The following is an 18,594-nucleotide window of genomic DNA, read 5'->3' as shown; positions in this document are numbered from 1 at the left end:
CTTTGAATCATGCTCGTTGCTCCATTCGTTTTTCCTAAATCATACCACATTTTCTTTAGTTTTCAGACACGTCCTAAAATGAATTACTACTCTTGTCGGCATTTTTAACCTAACTAATTGTGCATAGGTCACTTAAAGAGTACACACCAGGAAATATTTGGTCAGATTACCTATCAAAAAAAGATATGCATTACCATCCGGCTGGCTTATTTTTGCCCATATAAATTTCAGCAATATCATGATGTTCAGACATATCAGGGGTAATATGGTAATGAACCCACAGGTAATAGCCATCCGGTTTTTTTAATAACTTAGCATCCAAACGGAAAATTTCTTTATTTTTATCGAATATTGCAAAGACCCTTTCTCCGCCACCAGGGCCTTTTATCGAGATATCCTCAGCTTTTTCTAACAAATCATCTAGCTTTCTTTTGACTACCGGCCAAACATCATCTGCTACCTTTTTTCCAAGTTTTTTGACGGCATATCCTGCGGCTGACACAATAATTCTAGCAACAATTGGTGCAACTCTTTTTTCTTTATTACTCTTTAATTCAACTTTATTCTTGGAGTCCACAACAGGACTTGATTGTGTTTTAAATTCTTTGGCAGAAGCCACTTCAGAAATCCCTACACAACCAGTAAATACAGCTATAGCTAATAGTAGCGCTGTTATCTTTTTGAACATATGAAACGTGCATCCTCCATTCTATTCTTACATCTCCTGATATTTATATTGCGACTTATCCTTAGCACGAGGTAACAAGACCTCATTTACCCAACTGGCAAACAGATTGTTAATCTCTTCTACATCCAGTTCATCTTTTTCATAATGAAAGATAACTATATCTTCTGATGTATCTGATGAACCTAGATCATGAAAGTTATCAGAAAATAATACATCCCATCCCTGACTATTTTTCTTTTTCCAAACGCTTCCTTCGATATCGTACCCATCCTCACAGTATGTAAGATGGAAGTGACGATCTGTTAAATACTCTTGTTCAACTTTCTCCCAGTCCAACACGCAACCCACACTCCTAATTGTAAATATACCGACATAATTATATGTTAATAAATTCACAATGTCGTTGTTTGTAAAAATTTGTCAAACAATCATAAAAAAGTTAATATTTTTTGGTTTAATCTAAAAATCAGTGCTTGACAGTCAGTCCAGCAGACGATGGCGGCATCGATGGACAGAGCACCAGAGCCGCCTCAAGCTAAAACTTCACTTCCTCCACCGAAACCACTGGAAAGGAATGCCCAGGCAGCATCGGCAGGAACGGCCTCTCGTCCACGTAAGCGACAACGATGTGGGACGGTCCCACCATCTTTTTCGGAGCGAGCTGCAGCTCTTCTCCCCGCTCGGTCACAACTGTAATTTGCAGTTGACCGCCCCCTTGGCGGACAGCTCCTGGCGTCGCGCTCACGGTGACGAAGCTGTCTCCGTTGTACTGCAGCCGCAACGTCAGATCCTGCCGCCAAGCGCGGAAATCCACGTAATGACGCACAAATGGAATCGGGTCGGTGGTCACGCTTTTCGCTCCTGGCACGTATGAATGGAGCTGGCGCTGATACCCGCCATTTTCGCTCATCCTGCGGTCAAAGCGCTGTAGCGCCTCGTCTTCCAGCAAATCGATGACGCCCTCTGTCTTCAAGACAGGATCAATTGCAAAGGTGGCATGATGATTGGCCAGCTCCAGCAGCATTTTTATTTCCGTTTTTTTCTGCATCGCCATATCAGCATCGACGACAAACGTACCGATCAGCAAAAAAAGCAACAGCGCCGATATAGATAAAATGTTAATCCCCGTATGAATATCCTCCTAATGCAGTCCTCTCGTCTATCGAGAGTGCACATGTTTACAGATCGTAGTCCATGACGTTAATCGTCCCCTGGCGAGTGACCTGCAACGTTTCAGCAGGTGCGAGAATCCATGAAGTAAAACCGGGATAGGGAATGGTCAAAACAAGGGAAAACTCGTCTGCATGACTCCATAAAACAGGATCGGCCGAATGCGTGCGCGTCACACTTACAGAGATCTCCCGCTCGGACAAGGAAAACCGCTTTTCCGCCAGTTCCTTTGCGATAAAAGCCCGCACTTCCTCCTGCAGCAAGCTTTCATTGGTCCCTCCGCGGTTGCTGATGTATTTTGTAGCAGCAGCGCTGACCTCCATCAGCTCATTTTCCGCCTGCACGACCGTGTGTACCTGCAATAGCCCCAGACTCACCATCAACAACAGCATGACATTGAGAATAACGGCAACAAGCTGTCCCATCAGGCTGTACCGAATCTCGTCACCTGGACGAGCAGATCACCGAAAAACTGCTTGCAAGCCGACAGGAGGTTGTCGGGACCTGTAAAAAGCACCCCCACCGTAAGAGGCAGTACGAGAACAAGCAAAACCAACATGCTAATCATTTTATTCATGGACTACCACCCTGGGTCAAAATATTCGGAGGGGCGGCTCCCTGTAAAAGAAAAGGCAGTATCGCCCTCCACAAATGCATTCAGCCATTTTGCCACGTTGGACGGCGTAACCGTAACGGTAAGCGTGACGGACTCTTTTTGCTCTTTACGTGCCCGCTCTCCCATCGTTCGCGGCCAGCTACCCGCAAATACATCTGCTGTTACGTCCCAGCCAAGCTCGGCCATTTTTTTGGTATAGTATTCTGCCAAAGCCGGGTCCAAATAGCCGATATCCTGCATGTCATCGAGAATATCCGCATAGATGCCACGAGCAATGGCTCTCTCCATGGCGTACAGATGGTAGGCTCCTACTCCGGAAATTACGAACAGCAGCACCATCAGGCAAACGAGAAATACTTTTGCTTTGACCATCGCTTACGAGACGACTGTTTTCTTTTTTAATGAAAGATAACCGTCGCAGCTCGATACACCCTTTCCTGTTGAGTCTCACGAAGCTGTTCTTCTGGCTGCAAGTTCCATAGGAACGCGCACAAGCTCCCTGCCATTACGACGATAATGAGAAAAACATGATGGTGCAGCATCAGTTTGACGTATAGGCTGTGCCGTTCTGCATTTTGAAGTTGATGTTTTCATTTCTTGTGTCGTAATTCAGTGATGTGATGGAACGGTTAATGCTTTCGGCAGAATCGTTTGCAGCGGGCGATAGTTCATTGCCGTAAGAGCTGACACCGATCCCCAGGACCATGACGCACGCAAGGAAAATAAAAAACATTTTCGACATTGTGGCACTCTCCTTTTAGTAGTTAACTAGAAAAGCCATGCTACGGTATCGCTTTATCAATCCAATCAACTGCTCGATCTCGCAGTCCGCCATCCTGAACAACTGATGCGTTGATGTGCGAGAGGCTTGACACGATGATTCCCAAAGTGAATACGATGCACATGATAATGGACAACAGTTTGGTCAAGCGCTTAGCCTCCCTTTAGGTTAAATACTTGGCCAAAATTTCTGTCAGCAGCTTGTACCAGGGAAACATAGCAACCAACAACCCCATGTAAAAAGCCGGGTAAACGATGACACTGTAGCCGATACCTAGCGATTTTATTTTTTTGCGATGGCGAAACATCCTGCGCTGATCGACGGCCCATTCCATGCGCTGCATCGTTACACTGACTTGTCCCGCGCTTAGCTGCTCAATAGTGCGCATGCTGGAAACGAGAATAACGCCATCATCGACCCCCAGCTTGCGTTTGAAGCTTTCCAACGCTTCATCCGGATCTTTGTTCCACTCTGACAAAGTTGGGATATACTCTTTCAGCTTTCTCGTAGGTCTTGCCGCTTTTACCATGGCATTGTAGACAGGCACCTGATTTTCCAGCAAGGTTACATAACGGTTGATGAAGCGGGCTATGTCTGTGCTCAGCATATCCTCGCGATTGCCCGCCCACATCTTCAGAGCCAGGTACGGAAGGAAGTACCCCCCTCCCGAAGCAAGACACATCGACAAAAGCGGAAATGATTCAACACGGCACAAAATTGCCCAGAGAAGAACGAGAATGCAAACGGCACTTCCACACAGCAGTTGCAGAAACAGCCACTCGGCTTTTCCCCAACCAAATGGCCTCCCTGCCCGGGAAAGCAACTGTTCCCATTGTTCATCTTCGGCAGATTTGACCGTCCGCTCCCACTTTTTCCACCACTTCGCAGAGATGAACAGCGCAGGCCTTTGGCTTTGCACCAAATACTTTCCGACGAAGAAGACAGCGAGAAACATAAATAAAGAACCCAAACCCAACCACGTGTACATGACGAGCAACTGCATTACCGATACCTCCTCCCCCAAATGAACGCAAGCAGGATGGAGAATGACCAGACGGTTACCGCCAGCGCTAAAATAGCCTGTCCGTCAGGGGTGTAAAAATAAAGCCGATACGAATCTTTCAACAATCCCTGGTTGTAAGGAATCAAGCATATGCAGATGGCAATGACGATTAAAAGGCTGATCCAGATCGAGTATATTTCGCTGTCCCGCTCATGTTTTTCGTCCTGCTGCACAAACATTTCATTCGTCAATCGGTTCAGAGGTACCTGAATGTCTTCGGTCTCTCCCTCCAACCCACTGGCGATGTACATGGCAAAATCAAATGCCCATGGATGATCCAGCCTTTGCGCAAAGCGTTCTACCGCTACTGTAGGATTCCCGCCATCGGCAAGGGTGTTGTTCAGCAGGAGCAAATCTGGCAGAAGCTCCTTCGGACATTCTTCAATCATTTCCCGAAAAGTCAGCACAATATTTTTCCGGCTGTTATAATAGCGGGCAAAAAGCTCCACAAAGCGGCAAAATGAACTGATTTTTTTGTTGATCCGAACCGTATAACGGGCGTACAGCAAAAGAGTAGGCAGTAAAAGAAACAAGAGAAACAAAGACAGAGAGACAATCAGGTTGCCCAGCAAGACTCCCGAAGCAAATCCCGCGACACCACCAATCAAGGAAAGCAGCAGATGAGCCTCGGGTGTACCTCCCCCTATCTGACACCACCGATCGTATCGCTCATACAGCATCCGCCTGGTGGCATGCTGCAAAAATTTTTCTCTCCATGCTTCTACCGTGCGGGGAAAGAAAACTCGGGGAGCAGTCCAGTTATGGTACAAGTACACTCCGGTGAACATAAAACCGATAAACAGACAGACGACCATCGGAATGAGTAGCGAATAAATCATAGCTGCCTGCCCAGATCAGTAAGACGTAGTTCTTTCAATACATCAATGTTCGCTCTCCCGACGTAGCACATATACTCCACCAGATGAGGACTTAGCTGCTTTCCTGTCCATTCATATGCACCCGTTTGCACATTGCGACTGACTAGCGGGATCGATTCGACGCGATTGAAAGTGTCGTTCCATTCCGTAACATGAATGGCATCGACAAAACGGTGACCGTTATTTCGATAGGTAAGCGAGTTTACAAAATTGACTGCCCTGCTGATCCTTTCTTGCGTCAACTCGACACTTCGTCCCCCATACTGATAAACGAGGTCTGTCAGGTCATGTAAAGCTTTATGGGGAAAACGTTCATGCATTGCCGCAATCGTAGCATCCGTCCCTCTGATTCCCGCATTGACAAAATGGTACGCTTCGATCGGCTCGCGGATTTCACCGATCAAAATCGTATTGGCTGTTGAACGGTACATATCTTTGAAGCAGTTGCTCAGCTCAATGCCGATTTCTTCCACATTTTGCAGTTCAATGACTTCGCCCGGCCATACATCGGCGAATCGCATCTCATGCTCGCTTTCGAAAATGGTAATGTACTCTGTCAGCGGGTCCTTGAGCTTCAACATGCACATCATCAAGGTTGTTTTCCCGGCAGCCATCGGTCCAATGACAAGAACGTTGCCCCGTCCGTGCACTTGCTGTTCGAGCAGCCATTGCACAGGCTCGTCAAAAGTCGGCCGAGGCTGTGTCCGAAGCTGGTCAAGCGAGAAATCCGGAGTCGTGAACCGCCTGACAAGAATCGTGGGCACTCTTGAATATGGAAAAGTAAACATGGTTAACCGAGCTTTAAGAGCATGGAGATACCCGCTCAGACGAGGTTTTTTCTCGTTAAAAGACAGACCGGCAGCATTCGTCAGCTTTTGTTGAAGTATCTCGACTTCCTTCCAGGTAGGAGTGTAAGAGAGAAACTTTTTCACTCCTTGTTCCAGGTACGCTACTCGTCGATCAGCGCCTATCCGCACTTCTTCTACCCACGGAGACAAATGCAGAACGGCGTCAAGTATTCCCCAGCCATAGGTCGAAAACACAAGGCCTTCGTAGCCGTTGACATGCGGCAAAATTTCCTCTGATATCGGACGCTTGAGCACTTCTTCAAAGTAATGCTGCAAGCGCAAAATAATATGGTTGTGGCTGTCGCGGTCTCCTTGCTCGGCCAAAGAGAGAATTTGCTGCATCTCCAGCTTTTCTTCGCGCGTTTTGCCAAAGTGATTCAAGTAATCTCGAGCCGCCTGCTTTATTTCCTCAATGTCGTGCAAATTGGCTGTGCCCCTGTTCAGCTCTGCTATTCTCATCAACTGTACACCACGCTTTTTTCAGCAAGGTCTGCTTTGGCAATTTCCTTGAGACTGCTGATGTACGATTTGGGCGGGAAAAACTCTTCGATCAACACACTGCTGCTTCGCTGGGATTGCATCAGCCTGCTTGGCGATATGCGAGGAACCACACCGTAGAGCGGGATATCTTCTCCAATCCGATAAGGCTGGCCTGGCTCCTGATGGCTTAGCAAAACCTCGCACTGTACACCTTTTTCTCGCCAATGCTTAAGCCACTCTTTCGCGCTTTCGATGCCAAAGGGATCAGCGCGAACAAACAACAGATTGCGATCAGCCGTGAAAAGCAAACGCTGCATGGTCTCTGACTCCGGGAAGCAGTACCCCCAGTCGACATACACATGGTCGAATTGCAGGCGAAAAGCCGCAAGCATATTGCTTAGCTCCGCACTCCGCCATTTGCTGGCTGCGTGCGCGTAATACAGATTGGGCATATGAGCGCTCTGTTTGCAGACGCTGCGCCAGTTTCGCCTAAGTGCTGTCTGGTAATCCAATAAATTTGGACGAAACAGAGATAACTGATGCTGCTGAAGCTTGAAAAAGCGGGTTAAATCGGGTTTTGCAACGTTCATGTCAAGAACGGCAATACTTTTGGTCGGGTACTGTCTGGCGAGCAAAATCGGGTAATTGATGCAAAACGTAGTAATTCCCGATGCGCCATAACTCATGAGGGCGTAGACCTGGCCGCCGCTTTCGCTGCTTTGGTGTTCCTTCCTTTCATGGACAAAGCCCAGGATCAGGCTGATTTTGCTGCGAATCTCTTCCTGTGAAAGCTGGGCAGACAGTACGTACACCATTTCAAGCTCCAGTTTCTCTGTGACTTGGGCAATGATTTGCTCATCCCGATACAATGGAACGATAATCAGCGGAGAGTGAGCAGGCAGTACGCTTCGAACGGAGGGAAGCCATTCCCACGCAGGTGCTGCATACATCTCGGAAAAAACGACGGTCGCGTCCGGCTGGTACAGGTGAGCCAACCGGGGGAACTCCTCAGATGATTCAGCCACCAACACCTCGCTCGCAGTCGGCATATACGTCTTGGCTAACGACTTCATCGGATAACAAACTAAAATTTTCATGACGCTTGCTCCTTTGAAACCATGATATGGCCTACCTGCAGCATGCCGTATGACATTGCTTCGTTAAGGATCACGTACTCTCGATCCGTTAGATTGAATCCTAGAAAAGCAGGTAGTGCGGTGGGCTGCACCCGATAATCGTGATATTTTTTCTCGCTATTCGACTGAGGCTTTTCGCGAGAGCCGTTGAAGACCGCATCCATCTGATCTGGAGAAGGCAACAGGCTTGGTTTCAGAGTGTAGATCTCGGTGCCATTGCTGTCTCTTACGCTGGCCAGTTGGCTCTCAAACAGAAACTCCGCCGTGTCATTCGTCTTTTTGAATTGCACAGGCTCAGGGTAATCCTGCAATTCGGCCAGGCTCTTGTACTTGACCCAGATTTTCACGTGGTCGCCCTTGCGCAGCTCTGTCAAAGGCTGAATCGAGAGCAATGGAAACTCATACCGCGCCTCACCTTTTTCCGGCAGAAGCTGTGAATCTGTCAGCTTGGTTGTTAACAGTTGCTCACCTTGATAAATGGTTTGCGTACTCCTTTTGCCAATCACAGCAGTTATATCTCGTGCCGCTTCTGGGAGGATTTCATCAATTTCTTCCTGTACTAGTACCACATCGTCTTCTGTAATCGGCTCAAAAGGAGAAATTTCCTTTCCGGCAGCCACTTTTACGACTGGGGCAAACAGTTTTTCCGTTGCCAGCGCATCAATATACTGGGTGGCTGCATAGAAGGAGGAGCCTGCCAGGAGAAACGAGATCAGGCAGATAACGAGCATCGTTTGCTTTTTCATAACACCCTTCCTTTGTGAGCGTAAATCAGCGATTGAAACTCACTTTCTTGTTCTGGAAAAAGCTCCAGCAAAAAGTTGGCCTTTACGTGTGCCATCGCGGCTTTCTCTTCATCAACGAGTGGAATCTGGTAATCAATTTGCGGAAAGGTCTGGCCCCAGAGTGAGAGCGTCCCTTTTACTTTTTTCATGACAGTTGAACGCGCAAAATGTGCATTCCATTTGTTTGCGATAAATCTCAATTTGCTTTTCTCTGTCACCCACCAGCTCGGGGCTGTCTCTACCAGGAACAAGCGAGTAAGACGTGCGATATCTGTATCAAAAACAACCCACACTTCATCAGCTATTTCGAAAATTTGCCTTGCCTCGCTTTGATTCCAGTGAGAAGAGATATCTATGAAAACAATCGGACTGTCTTTGCTTACTCGAAGTATCCAGTTGGCTATATCCATGCGGGAAGATTCTTGCTGACCATGAAAAGGGGTGTCGATCTGGATGCGAAGTTGGTTATTTTGCATGAGGAGCAATGATGTCGGAGAAAAATTCTTGAGTGATCGAACTCTGCGTTCGTAATCAAGAGCGAAGTAGAAGTAAGAAGTTTGATTTGGCATCTCGCAGAGCGTCACGGGTATTCCTTGTCCCGCCCAGGCGTACGCAATATTGCCGGCCACAAAACTGGCGCCTGCCTGCGGGTACAAGCTGGTTACAGCGATGCATTTGCGCATGATCGCCTCTTGCTGTTCCACCGTATGAGGGGAAGCCAGCTTTTCCTTGAGCAGTCTCCATTGCCGTTCTTCTTCGGAAGTATGCGTAAACTCCTGCTGTTCCAAATCACGGAATTTGGAGACGAAACGGCTCATTTGGTGAAACATGACTACCCCACCTGGGAATCATTCGATTTATTTTTTCCCATGAGGTATTTCTCGAATTTCTCAACCATTTCCCTGACAGTGAGTGACTTGCGGTGGTAGTAGTAAATTTTCCGCAGACGCTCCCGCTCTTGTGGGGTCATTTCCGGCTTGACTTTGGTTGCCAGGTCAATGAGCAGCGCTAGCTCTACATTGTTCGGTCTCCCTCTGCGCGGTGGGTTGGCGAACAACTCCTGCTGCTTTTTATCAAAGGCGTTTGGGTATTCAAGCAGCCACATATCAACCAATGTTTCAATATCTGTCTGACTGCGAACCCCCAGCTTCATCAAGTATTTAAAGTAGTGAGGCAGTGAACGTTCTTTCAGCAAGCCGCTCTTCCACCTGGCGACAAATCCATCTGGCATGGTTAAAAGTTTGGTTACGTCTCGGATGAGTGCTGTCCGATTTTGCGATTGGTACTGCACCACTGCGTCTTTCACCAGCGTGAACAGAATGTCGTGATAGTTCGCATCGCTATAACCGTTTCCATACTCGACGATATACCATTCCTCTACTGCCTTATCAAAGTCTCTGCGGCAGTTGGACAGTTGGAGCTGATTCAGATGTTCATAAAACTCTTCCAGATCATACTGAACCATGAACTCCTCCTGGTAGTCGCCGAAAACGTAAGCGATAAATGCCTCTTTCAGTTCTTCCAATGACACCAATTTCAGACCATTTGTCTCCTGATAGCAGCGGTTGACCAGTTCGATTGCGCTCTTTGCCAACACGTTAAAGCACCCCCTAATTTTTTACAACTTTATATAATAATAGACATTTTGTAACATCTTTCGTCACTCGTCAAATCTTTTTTGTCAATTTTTGTAACGGGTTTGTGAATTTTGGATCGCCCCGCACGCATCCGTGCAAGGGCGATTTTTTCGCACTACTCAGCCCACAGGTAAAGCTCCTCTCCTGTAGCGAAAAGCAGTGCAATTCTTCCTCCCCGCTCGATGACGGTTGGAGCATTCTCCATCACAATCAGCCCGTCATTGAGTACAACCCTGTCCCCAAATCGATGAAAGCTTTCGATTTGGAAACTTCCCAGCGGCAGCCTTTCCAATGAAAGGTGCCTGCCGGGCTTGTGCTTCTGATAGCGTACATGCCGCCCAAGAAGCTGCTCCACGGATGCAGAGCGCTGGTGGTGAGCCTCTACTGTTGCCATGCGCAACGCCTCCTTCTCTCACCTGTAGAGTACGGCCGTTTCATGTGCTTATAAGCCAATGAAACTATGTATACCGTAAAAAAAGACAGAGGGCGTTGGCAAATATTTTTACTCAGCTTCCCAATAAACCGGATCGCTCAGTTCCGGGTACATCTCCGTCACCATGTCGAAAGGAGAAAAGTACAGCGTATCGACAAGAATTTTCAGTTTGAATTTTTTCAGGAGCGAATAAGCCCGCTCCGTCTTGCTGAACAGTCTGGGCAGCTCGCGCATATCAGACAGCTTCAGCAAGTGCTGGCACATGTAATCGACGCACACTTTGGCGCGCTCCTCGCCCTTGACGCTCTGGAAATAGGCAGGAGGAAAATGGCGGCGAATGCCTGACAATACCTCCTGATAAACCCACAGCACCCGTTGCTTCTCCGGCAGGCGAGGCAGATGCGGGTAGGCATACTCCACAATGTAGTACACATCTTCCGCCTTTGCCTCGATCGGCGGCTCGATGTACTCGCGGATCAAATGCAGCTTCAATTGCTTTATATCCTCCAGACTCAACTCGCGTCTCGCCTGCTCAGGCGTCCACTTTTTGACGTTTTCTATCGCATAGCGGACGATTAACTGGACCTTCTGCTTGCGGTACTGCGCATCTTCAAATTCATACGGGGAAAAGCGTTTCTGCTCTCCGTTAAGAATGCGTTTGTACCGATCGACAATTTTGGACGGCACTGCCCCTCACTCCTATCCCTATTTTTGGAATATACTCCTAAATTACCACGAGTGATTGGGACAAAAATAACAGTGCTCGGCTTCGTTATCCAGCCCTTTAGTCATACACTCCCGATTGCGAGACACGAGCTATTTTTACATCCAGCTCTTCCCAAAACACAGGAATGCGCTGCTCTACCTCTACTTGCAAATGATAAATGCCTTGCCGATACAAATAGGCACGCTCCCCTTTTTGATGCACGGCGGAAACCCCGGCAGCCCTGCTCTCCAGTGAGGACTTGTTCAGCCGCCATAAAATAGCTGCTTCCTCACGAGCGCCCCTGATTACTTCAGCATCTGCCTGCTCGGCTTCCTGACTGGTTGCATAAAGTCTGCTCTGCGTCTCCCCATCAGTATCCGTGTACTCCCACAAACCTGCAGCCCGCGCTCCTTTGGTCACCAGATCGGCAGTATGCTGAACGTTCATTTCCAAAAAATCGGCCTGCTCCGAAAACAACAGCAAAGACAACAAGCTGCCCAAACAGAAGAGAAAAAAGAGCATCGTAATCATCGTGGCCCCGCTCTCTTCTTTTGCGCGTATCTCCGCAAGCTGCCACAGCCCGGTCATTTTTTGTCCTCCGCATTTTCGACCATCATGTAATAGCTTTCGGACAGCTCATAAACCGCGCCCGTGGCAAGCAAGCGAAAACTCACCTTCGCCTCAGCTTTAAAGTGGTTTCCTTTTTTCCAGCCGCCTCCGTCCAGCTCCAGCACAATATCGCGCTCGGCAACCTCCATGCCTTGGTCAAGCTCGGCCATGCCCCTCTCTCTCGCGTGGTATTTTGCCAGTCCAAAATTGGGCTGCACAGCAGCGATTCGGCCAGCCTCGTATGCCGCTGCCAAAGCCTTTTGGCGGTTGTACAAAATCGTGAACTGATCGAACGAAAACACGATCAGCAGCCAAACCAATGGAAAAATCAAGACAAACTCAATCAATTGACTGCCCTGCTCGTCCCGCAACCATCGCCTCAGCATTGTTTTCATCAGGCTGCCCCCACCTTATGCAGCATCTGGCGGAGCAAAAAAGCACCCAGCAAAAATACGGCGTAAGGAAAAGCGAACGCCGTTTTCTCTACGCCGGGAAGCCAAAGCTGCCGATGCGCCGTCCATCCCACTGCCATCACAAACAAATTTTTTCCCAATCGGGACCATCTGCGCGGATAAAGCAAGACAAATAAAATGCACAAAACTATCGAGTGAAGAAATAGCGGATACACCTCTGCCCAGCCGCTCCATGCCCCAATCGCCATGAGCAGCTTCAAGTCACCCATTCCCATGCCCTTGCTGGCTACAGGGATGGCCGCCAGCAGAAATGCCCCCATCACACCTGATAACGACGTCCACAACGATCCAGTGTGCCACTGATAGCAAAATCCAAGCACAATCGCGGAAAACGTGAGCGTATTAGGAATTTTGCGATGCCTCCAGTCAAACCATGCGGCGATTGTCAGCAGACCGCCTACAAGCACATTTGTCATTTGCTGATCTTTTCTTGCAGTTCCTTCAGCTTGGCGTCTTCAGCTTCCCCCAATGATGCCAGCGTCGGAATAATCAAGATAAGGATCACCGCCACAATGATGACCATTTCCACAATCGTTACGCCGTCTTCCTCGCTCCAAAAGCGTTGGAAATAGCTTGCGATAAATAACATCTCTTTCACTCCTTTATCAGATCGTACTTTCACTTTGCCAAAAGACAGCGCAGCCTTGCAAAAATATTTACAACCGCTCTCCGATGCCCATCAATGCCGGGCCCATCACGAGAAATAACAAAGGAACCCCCATAAACAAAATCACAAAAGGGAGCAGGCGAATGTTCAAACGGTTCATATGAGCTGCTGCTTCATCCTCTTGCTGCCTCACCTGTTCCTCGATTTGCACGGACAGCATTTGCGAAATGCTGACGCCCTTGGTGACTGCCTCATTCATCTCCAAAGCGATCGTGGTCAGCGTATCGACCTCCCAGCAGAATGCCAGTTCCTCCAATGCTTTTCTCCACGATCCATGCCGTTTTTCCGCGACCTCCAGTTTGGCAAGCTCTTGGCCCAGCCTGGCATTGAAGCGACGAGCCGTCTGCTTTACCGCCCCTTGCAGCGGCATACCTGCCTCGACCAACGATTGGACGATCCCAAAAAAGACGGGCACTTGTTCGCGTATTTCCGCTTTTGCCCGCTTATCCATCCAGTCGAGATAAAACGTCGGCAACAAATACAGCCCCAAGCTGAGCATCAACGGATACCCTGTTTTTATCCCGAGCATTTCCCCTTGGGCCAGCTTCAGCAAAAGAGCTAACAGAGAGGAGGCGACCAGACACATGCAAATCAGCCTCGCCAAAACCACTTCGACCAAACGAATCGGCAGGTGGAGCCGCGAGATGATTTCTTCCGTTTTGGAAGCATGGATGCCCGTCCATCTGCATAACCGCTGCAGAAGCGGCGGGTGTCTTTCCAGCAGACGAACCAGTGTCCAGCGAGCTTGTCGGCGCTCGAATGCTTGATCGAGCTCTGCCTGCTGCTCGATTTCAATTCGACTAAACAAGCTAGAGAAAAAAGAAGCTCCCTTGCCCAGACAAGCAGGGAGTCCATAAAGAAAGATGGCAAACCCAATCAGAGCGCAAATCACAAGCATACGCTCACCCTCCCCGGTGCACACTTTTGTGCGCCATGTAGCGAATCGCTTCTCCCCCTAGCAAAATACTCGCCAGGCACGCTAAAATGAGCAGTCGCCCCCCTACGGTTGCTGTCAGCGAATCAAAATGATGCGGATTGTTTGCATACAGCGCCAAAATGAAGATGAAGGGCATCACGCTCAAAAGATTCACTTGCGCGACAATTTGGGCCATAGCGGCTTTTTGCCTGCGCAGCGACTGTCTGCGGCGCAAAATGGAGGAAGCCGCCAAATCCAACGTTTTCGCCATGTCTCCACCCATTTCTCGCTGGATTTGCACAATCGTAGCCAAATATTTGACATCGGCTGATCCCGTTCGCTCGTAAAAGTCATTCATAACGTGCTCCAATGGCACCTGTGCCCGGAGCAGCTCGACAATTCGCCTATACTCTGCCGTTACAATCCCGTCTAAAAATGGGCTTGCCGCAACCTGCTCAAAAGCATGCAAATAAGAGGGCGACGTACGCAGCGAGCTTGCCATCAGGCGGATCGCTTTTATATTGCCAGCCTCAAATTTGTCTTTGCGTTTGGCTCCCCACACGCTGACCAAACGCTCTGTAAACAAGACGCCAGCAAGCAAGGCGGGAAGCGCCAGCCACCACGATTGCAGTAGTTGGCTGCTTATCCCAAACGACAGAACCCCCAAGAAAAAAGACAGCGTGACATACTGGTTGATTCCCCAGCCTGAGCGTGACTTCGCCAGCCTTTCCTCCAACCGATTCCAGACCGTTTTTCTGTCCCGCTGAAGCAATCCCACAATCTCGTGCTTGCCCGCTCGCTCACGGACATACATGTTTTGCGGAATGACGAGCAAAAATGTGGCAAAACCAATTCCTATGGCGACAGGCATGCTGATGTCAGCCAAAGTCCCTTCCCTCCTAGACTTGTATCGGCGTTGTAAAAAATACTTCCTCAATTGCTTCCCGCGACAATCCTTTTTCCTGCCAGCGCTTGATGATTCGTTCAGGCCTATAGCCTGTCCACTTGAAATGCCCTTTTACTTTTCCGTCCTGGATCCCCGTCGCTTCATACACAAAGATATCTTGCAAATACACCCGGTCCGGCACAACCTGCTTGACGTTGCACGCTCGTTTTATCCATTCCTCGTGCGATTGGCCTGTGCCGACAACTTCCGTGATGGCAACCACTTTGCGGCTGCCGTCCTCCTCAAACCGCTTTACCTGGACAATCAAATCCAACGCCGAGCCAATCATCAGATTGCGTTCCTCAGCACTGTACACTTCATCTGCCTTGCCAAACAAAATCGGCAACGTAGAGTCGACCAAGGCTCGCGGCGAGTTTGCATGCGCTGTACTCCAGCTACCGGGGTGGTCCGTATTCATCGCCCACAGCATATCGACAATTTCCCCGCCCCGTGTCTCGCCCACCATAATGACGTCAGGACGCTTGCGCAGCGATAAACGTACGCAATCCTTAATGGAGAAGCCGCCTTTTCCTTCGTAGTTGGCCGGCTTTGCCAAAAGCCTGCGGACAAAAGGATGCTGCAGCTTCAGCTCGAGCACGTCTTCAATCGTGATGATGCTCAAATGTTCAGGAACGTATTGGGAAATGAGGTTCAGCATATGGGTTTTGCCTGAGCCTGTTCCTCCGCTGACGATCCCGGACGCTCTGGATAAACCGACGGCTCTTTGCAAAAACAAGAGCATCGGTGCGCAAATCGACCCGTAACGCAAATAGTCGCTTTCACTCAGCAGCTCGCGGTGTTTGCGAATGGTGAGCGTGTGCCCGTCCGGCGAAATGGAACGATGCGTGGCTGCCACCCTTGAGCCGTCAGGAAGCTGTGTATGCAGCTCCGCCTTTGTCTCATTAAACTCCCGGCCCATCGTCGCAGCAATTTGTTCCAGCAACTGCAGCATTTCTTCTTCGTCGCGAAATACGACAGCCTCGTGCTTTTCCAGCCTTCCGGTACTTTTGCGTTCCACTACCAGATAATTATGGCGATGAAACAAAATTTCCGTAATATCCCGGTCCTCCAATAGCTCATCAAGCGCTCCCCAGCCAGTCAAGGAATGCAGCAGTCGTTTTACTTCCGCCTCCAAATGCATGGACGAAAGCGGCACCTGCGACTCCAACAGCATTCTGATGTCGGCTGTCAGCTCTTTCTTGAAGGCGGGAGAATGCTTATCCTCCCACAAACGCCTGCCGTACTTCTCCACAATTTGGGTACGAACAAACGTTTCTGCCTCGCTGCCAATCGACCGCTCCTGACTGGGGGCAGGCTCTTGCTTTTTTTCAAACAACGTAGCAGGCGGCCCGGACGTTTCCCGCCCGATCGTTCGCTGCTCCTGGCCTCTTGGCAACTGATTGGATATCCCCAGCAATTGTCGTTTGTCGAACATAGCGCCTCCCTAGCCCCACAACCAGCGCAAAAGGGATGGCTTCTCGCTCTGCTTCCCTTTTACAGCGGGCTTTTTTGTTTCTTCGTCAACCGGAAACAATGCCTTTCCTAACGTTTCAATGGCCTCCCTGGCGGCACTTCGCCCGGCTTGCATCATGACTGGAACCCCTGTGTTAATCGACTTTTTCACTTCTCCATCGTCAGGAATGGAAAAAATCCTCTTGCTTGGATGGAGCTGAAAATAAGCCCGGATTTCTTCCAGCGTAAACATTTCTTTTCGCTGCAAGCGGTTCATGCACACCTGGATTCGCTCTTCCGGATACTCTGCTTCTCTCAGCAGCTTCAGCAAGCGTTGAATGTTTTCGATCGAATCCACTACAGGAGTGCCTACCATCACAACATGCTCGGCAAAAAAGAGGGCTTGGATCGTCGCATCAGTCGTATCGGGCGCAGTATCAATCAAAATGACATCGTAGCTACTCTGTTTGAGCGTCTCCAGGATGAGATACAAATGATAATCGCGAATTTCAAAGCTTTGCCGAATATCTCTCGGGGAAGTAAGCACGCCCAAACCCGATTCCGTATGCTCAACGACGTACTTTTCGATCTGCTGTGGAGACAGCGGCAACACGGAAGCAAGCTCCTGCCATTCCTTTTGCCGGACAGCATACGGGTCTAGGCCGCGCTTTTGAGCAAATGCGTGGAGCTGGCTATCGAGATCTTGTACCCACGTAAACAAATTGGGCGTTCTGGGCAGATTCAATGTGGTGGCGAACGTCCCCAAGTCGAGATTGAAATCGACTGCCAGCACTTTCAAAGGGCGCCCTTCCTTTTTTTGCGTGGAAAAAAAGATCGCCAGTTCGCGCGAAATAAACGTTTTTCCGACGCCGCCTTTTGGGCCGTACACCGTAATGAGGTGCTTGATCCCTGCCTTGGTTTGACCGTTGAACGCCGGTGAAGGTTCTGCAAACTGGTCTTGCGGGTCAATCATGCCTCCTTGTTGCTCTTTGGGAAAATGTTGCGGAGGCTGTGCTGGAATCCTGGCGTCCAAGCCCGGGCTCTGAGCCATCATGGCTAGCGCTTCCACTTGTCCGGATTGTACCGGTTTGGCGATTACCCAAATACCCAGGTTTCGAAAAAACGGCTCCCACACCAGCTCATTGGCCGAGCATGCTGCTATAAAAGACAGATGAGGAAAAGCAAGGCGGAATTGCTGGCACAAAACGCCTCTTTCCGTTTCTTTTACACCTCCCAAAAGAACGAGATCCGGCCTGGATTGCTGCAGCTTTGCCCATGCTTCGTCTACGCTGGCAGCCTCCCCGCATATTTCGATCAACTGACTGCCCGCAAGCTGGTTGGCTAGCAGACGCGTTGCCTCTCGATCATCGTCTACAATGAGTAATCGCCTTTTCACCCTTGTTCCTCCTTTTCCAAGCCCCTTCGTTTTTTGGTTTTCATCAACTCAGCGGCGAAGCTGGCATCGCCTATTCCCGCCTTGTGGTCGTCCATTACCGCAGCCAGCCCCAATCTGATCTTGCCGTAATGAAGAGCATGCGTTAGCAAAACGGCCTCTTCTCTCGTCAAAGAAAGGGTAACAGCCTGCAATTTCGGTTGATCTCCTTCCATCTCCCGTTGAACGGCCAAAATAGGCATATTTTGCAGGAGTAAACCGGAGTGCGCCCCTGCCTCATCTTCAAACGAGGCGTAGACATGCACTCTTTCTCCTGCGGAAATGTGCGGTGAGACGCCTGCCACATTATCCACCGGAATGCTCATCCCGGTTCTTTTGTCTCCCAACGAGGCTTCGTTTCCCTTCTGATTGCCTAGCTCCAAATCACTTGGCAACAAAGGTCTTCCTCCCTTCACTTGACGCGAAAAGGGCAGCCCGATCAGGTCCTGTGCCTCTGTCCATGGAATCAGTCCTGGAATGGGATCAGAAGTTGTTTGAAAAAGACCTTCCAATGCCAAGGTCAGCGGCTCCATATCTTTTGCCTCCAACAATTGTCCGCTTTCTTTTTCCACCGTTGGCCGCAACTGAATATAAGTCACATCATGCGGTTTTAAAATGGTGTAGGCACCGATTCCGATACATGTCGCCAATAGTAACAGGGCCAATAACCGCAGCGGATGAACTGACATTCTCTCCCTCCTCTCAATTGCTACTAGCGTAAAGGAAGGGGTTGGGACAAAAAAAGAAACAACAAAAAAACCGTGCAGATATTTCTGCACGGTTCTTCACTAACTATATTCGTTCATTCCCTGAAAACTGGATCTGCATGTTTGCTAAGAGTGTGTGGATAAGTCCTCGACCGATTAGTATTCGTCAGC

Annotated in this window: 25 protein-coding genes; all 25 read right to left on the bottom strand. The window is 49.2% G+C overall.

Going from position 1 to position 18,594, the window contains the following annotated elements:
* Positions 1-190: 190 nt before the first annotated feature.
* Positions 191-688 (bottom strand): YpjP family protein, encoded by a 498-nt coding sequence (locus AC3WJN_RS23975; protein WP_005833716.1) that lies wholly within the window; start codon positions 686-688, stop codon positions 191-193.
* A gap of 27 nt (positions 689-715) precedes the next feature.
* Positions 716-1,027: a DUF3986 family protein gene (locus AC3WJN_RS23970; RefSeq protein WP_007786408.1), complete on the bottom strand. Its 312-nt coding sequence runs from the start codon at positions 1,025-1,027 to the stop codon at positions 716-718.
* A 196-nt stretch (positions 1,028-1,223) separates the two neighbouring features.
* Complete coding sequence (locus AC3WJN_RS23965) at positions 1,224-1,742, bottom strand: hypothetical protein (protein ID WP_369750413.1); 519 nt, start codon at positions 1,740-1,742, stop codon at positions 1,224-1,226.
* Positions 1,743-1,866: 124 nt separating this feature from the next.
* Positions 1,867-2,283: a hypothetical protein gene (locus AC3WJN_RS23960; protein ID WP_005831458.1), complete on the bottom strand. Its 417-nt coding sequence runs from the start codon at positions 2,281-2,283 to the stop codon at positions 1,867-1,869.
* Positions 2,283-2,435 (bottom strand): hypothetical protein, encoded by a 153-nt coding sequence (locus tag AC3WJN_RS23955; RefSeq protein WP_005831460.1) that lies wholly within the window; start codon positions 2,433-2,435, stop codon positions 2,283-2,285. The genes AC3WJN_RS23960 and AC3WJN_RS23955 overlap by 1 nt, the downstream gene beginning before the upstream one ends.
* Positions 2,436-2,438: 3 nt before the next feature.
* On the bottom strand, positions 2,439-2,846 hold the full coding sequence (locus tag AC3WJN_RS23950) for a hypothetical protein (RefSeq protein ID WP_005831463.1): 408 nt from the start codon (positions 2,844-2,846) through the stop codon (positions 2,439-2,441).
* A gap of 169 nt (positions 2,847-3,015) precedes the next feature.
* On the bottom strand, positions 3,016-3,216 hold the full coding sequence (locus AC3WJN_RS23945) for a hypothetical protein (RefSeq protein ID WP_005831465.1): 201 nt from the start codon (positions 3,214-3,216) through the stop codon (positions 3,016-3,018).
* 202 nt (positions 3,217-3,418) lie between these two features.
* Positions 3,419-4,258, bottom strand: coding sequence for a hypothetical protein (locus AC3WJN_RS23940; RefSeq protein ID WP_005831467.1), 840 nt, complete (start codon positions 4,256-4,258; stop codon positions 3,419-3,421).
* Positions 4,258-5,157, bottom strand: coding sequence for a hypothetical protein (locus AC3WJN_RS23935; protein ID WP_007786417.1), 900 nt, complete (start codon positions 5,155-5,157; stop codon positions 4,258-4,260). The genes AC3WJN_RS23940 and AC3WJN_RS23935 overlap by 1 nt, the downstream gene beginning before the upstream one ends.
* A complete protein-coding gene (locus tag AC3WJN_RS23930) occupies positions 5,154-6,503 on the bottom strand; it encodes an ATPase, T2SS/T4P/T4SS family (protein WP_005831471.1) in 1,350 nt (449 codons plus the stop codon). The genes AC3WJN_RS23935 and AC3WJN_RS23930 overlap by 4 nt, the downstream gene beginning before the upstream one ends.
* On the bottom strand, positions 6,503-7,621 hold the full coding sequence (locus AC3WJN_RS23925) for a CpaE/TadZ family protein (RefSeq protein WP_005831473.1): 1,119 nt from the start codon (positions 7,619-7,621) through the stop codon (positions 6,503-6,505). The genes AC3WJN_RS23930 and AC3WJN_RS23925 overlap by 1 nt, the downstream gene beginning before the upstream one ends.
* Positions 7,618-8,406 (bottom strand): CpaB family protein, encoded by a 789-nt coding sequence (locus tag AC3WJN_RS23920; protein ID WP_005831475.1) that lies wholly within the window; start codon positions 8,404-8,406, stop codon positions 7,618-7,620. The genes AC3WJN_RS23925 and AC3WJN_RS23920 overlap by 4 nt, the downstream gene beginning before the upstream one ends.
* Positions 8,403-9,275, bottom strand: a complete 873-nt coding sequence (locus AC3WJN_RS23915) for a P-loop NTPase family protein (protein ID WP_327953830.1) — start codon at positions 9,273-9,275, stop codon at positions 8,403-8,405. The genes AC3WJN_RS23920 and AC3WJN_RS23915 overlap by 4 nt, the downstream gene beginning before the upstream one ends.
* A 2-nt stretch (positions 9,276-9,277) precedes the next feature.
* Positions 9,278-10,042, bottom strand: coding sequence for a hypothetical protein (locus AC3WJN_RS23910; RefSeq protein WP_005831478.1), 765 nt, complete (start codon positions 10,040-10,042; stop codon positions 9,278-9,280).
* Positions 10,043-10,197: 155 nt separating this feature from the next.
* Positions 10,198-10,476: a hypothetical protein gene (locus AC3WJN_RS23905; protein ID WP_005831480.1), complete on the bottom strand. Its 279-nt coding sequence runs from the start codon at positions 10,474-10,476 to the stop codon at positions 10,198-10,200.
* 108 nt (positions 10,477-10,584) lie between these two features.
* Positions 10,585-11,202, bottom strand: a complete 618-nt coding sequence (locus AC3WJN_RS23900) for a DUF4046 domain-containing protein (protein ID WP_005831482.1) — start codon at positions 11,200-11,202, stop codon at positions 10,585-10,587.
* A 97-nt stretch (positions 11,203-11,299) separates the two neighbouring features.
* On the bottom strand, positions 11,300-11,809 hold the full coding sequence (locus AC3WJN_RS23895) for a hypothetical protein (protein WP_007786425.1): 510 nt from the start codon (positions 11,807-11,809) through the stop codon (positions 11,300-11,302).
* Complete coding sequence (locus AC3WJN_RS23890; RefSeq protein ID WP_005831486.1) at positions 11,806-12,225, bottom strand: TadE/TadG family type IV pilus assembly protein; 420 nt, start codon at positions 12,223-12,225, stop codon at positions 11,806-11,808. The genes AC3WJN_RS23895 and AC3WJN_RS23890 overlap by 4 nt, the downstream gene beginning before the upstream one ends.
* Positions 12,225-12,719, bottom strand: a complete 495-nt coding sequence (locus AC3WJN_RS23885; RefSeq protein ID WP_005831488.1) for an A24 family peptidase — start codon at positions 12,717-12,719, stop codon at positions 12,225-12,227. Before AC3WJN_RS23885 ends, AC3WJN_RS23890 begins: the two co-directional genes overlap by 1 nt.
* Positions 12,716-12,892 (bottom strand): hypothetical protein, encoded by a 177-nt coding sequence (locus AC3WJN_RS23880; protein WP_007786427.1) that lies wholly within the window; start codon positions 12,890-12,892, stop codon positions 12,716-12,718. Before AC3WJN_RS23880 ends, AC3WJN_RS23885 begins: the two co-directional genes overlap by 4 nt.
* Before the next feature lie 67 nt (positions 12,893-12,959).
* A complete protein-coding gene (locus tag AC3WJN_RS23875; RefSeq protein ID WP_007786429.1) occupies positions 12,960-13,868 on the bottom strand; it encodes a type II secretion system F family protein in 909 nt (302 codons plus the stop codon).
* Positions 13,869-13,872: 4 nt separating this feature from the next.
* The gene (locus tag AC3WJN_RS23870) at positions 13,873-14,757 is read right to left on the bottom strand and encodes a type II secretion system F family protein (protein ID WP_035317546.1); all 885 of its coding nucleotides are present in this window, start codon (positions 14,755-14,757) and stop codon (positions 13,873-13,875) included.
* Positions 14,758-14,785: 28 nt separating this feature from the next.
* Positions 14,786-16,267 carry a TadA family conjugal transfer-associated ATPase gene (locus AC3WJN_RS23865; protein ID WP_005831496.1) on the bottom strand — a complete coding sequence of 494 codons (1,482 nt, stop codon included), beginning with the start codon at positions 16,265-16,267 and terminating at the stop codon, positions 14,786-14,788.
* A 9-nt stretch (positions 16,268-16,276) separates the two neighbouring features.
* Entirely contained in the window at positions 16,277-17,680 is a 1,404-nt protein-coding gene (locus AC3WJN_RS23860; protein ID WP_007786431.1) for a CpaE/TadZ family protein, read from the bottom strand.
* Positions 17,677-18,405, bottom strand: coding sequence for a Flp pilus assembly protein CpaB (gene cpaB, locus AC3WJN_RS23855; RefSeq protein ID WP_005831499.1), 729 nt, complete (start codon positions 18,403-18,405; stop codon positions 17,677-17,679). Before cpaB ends, AC3WJN_RS23860 begins: the two co-directional genes overlap by 4 nt.
* Between the last annotated feature and the right edge of the window lie 189 nt (positions 18,406-18,594).

It is taken from the genome of Brevibacillus sp. FW306-2-1A-C05A, from assembly GCF_058781555.1.
Note: the sequence above shows the minus strand (reverse complement) of the source record. Positions and strands in the feature narration are given on the sequence as shown.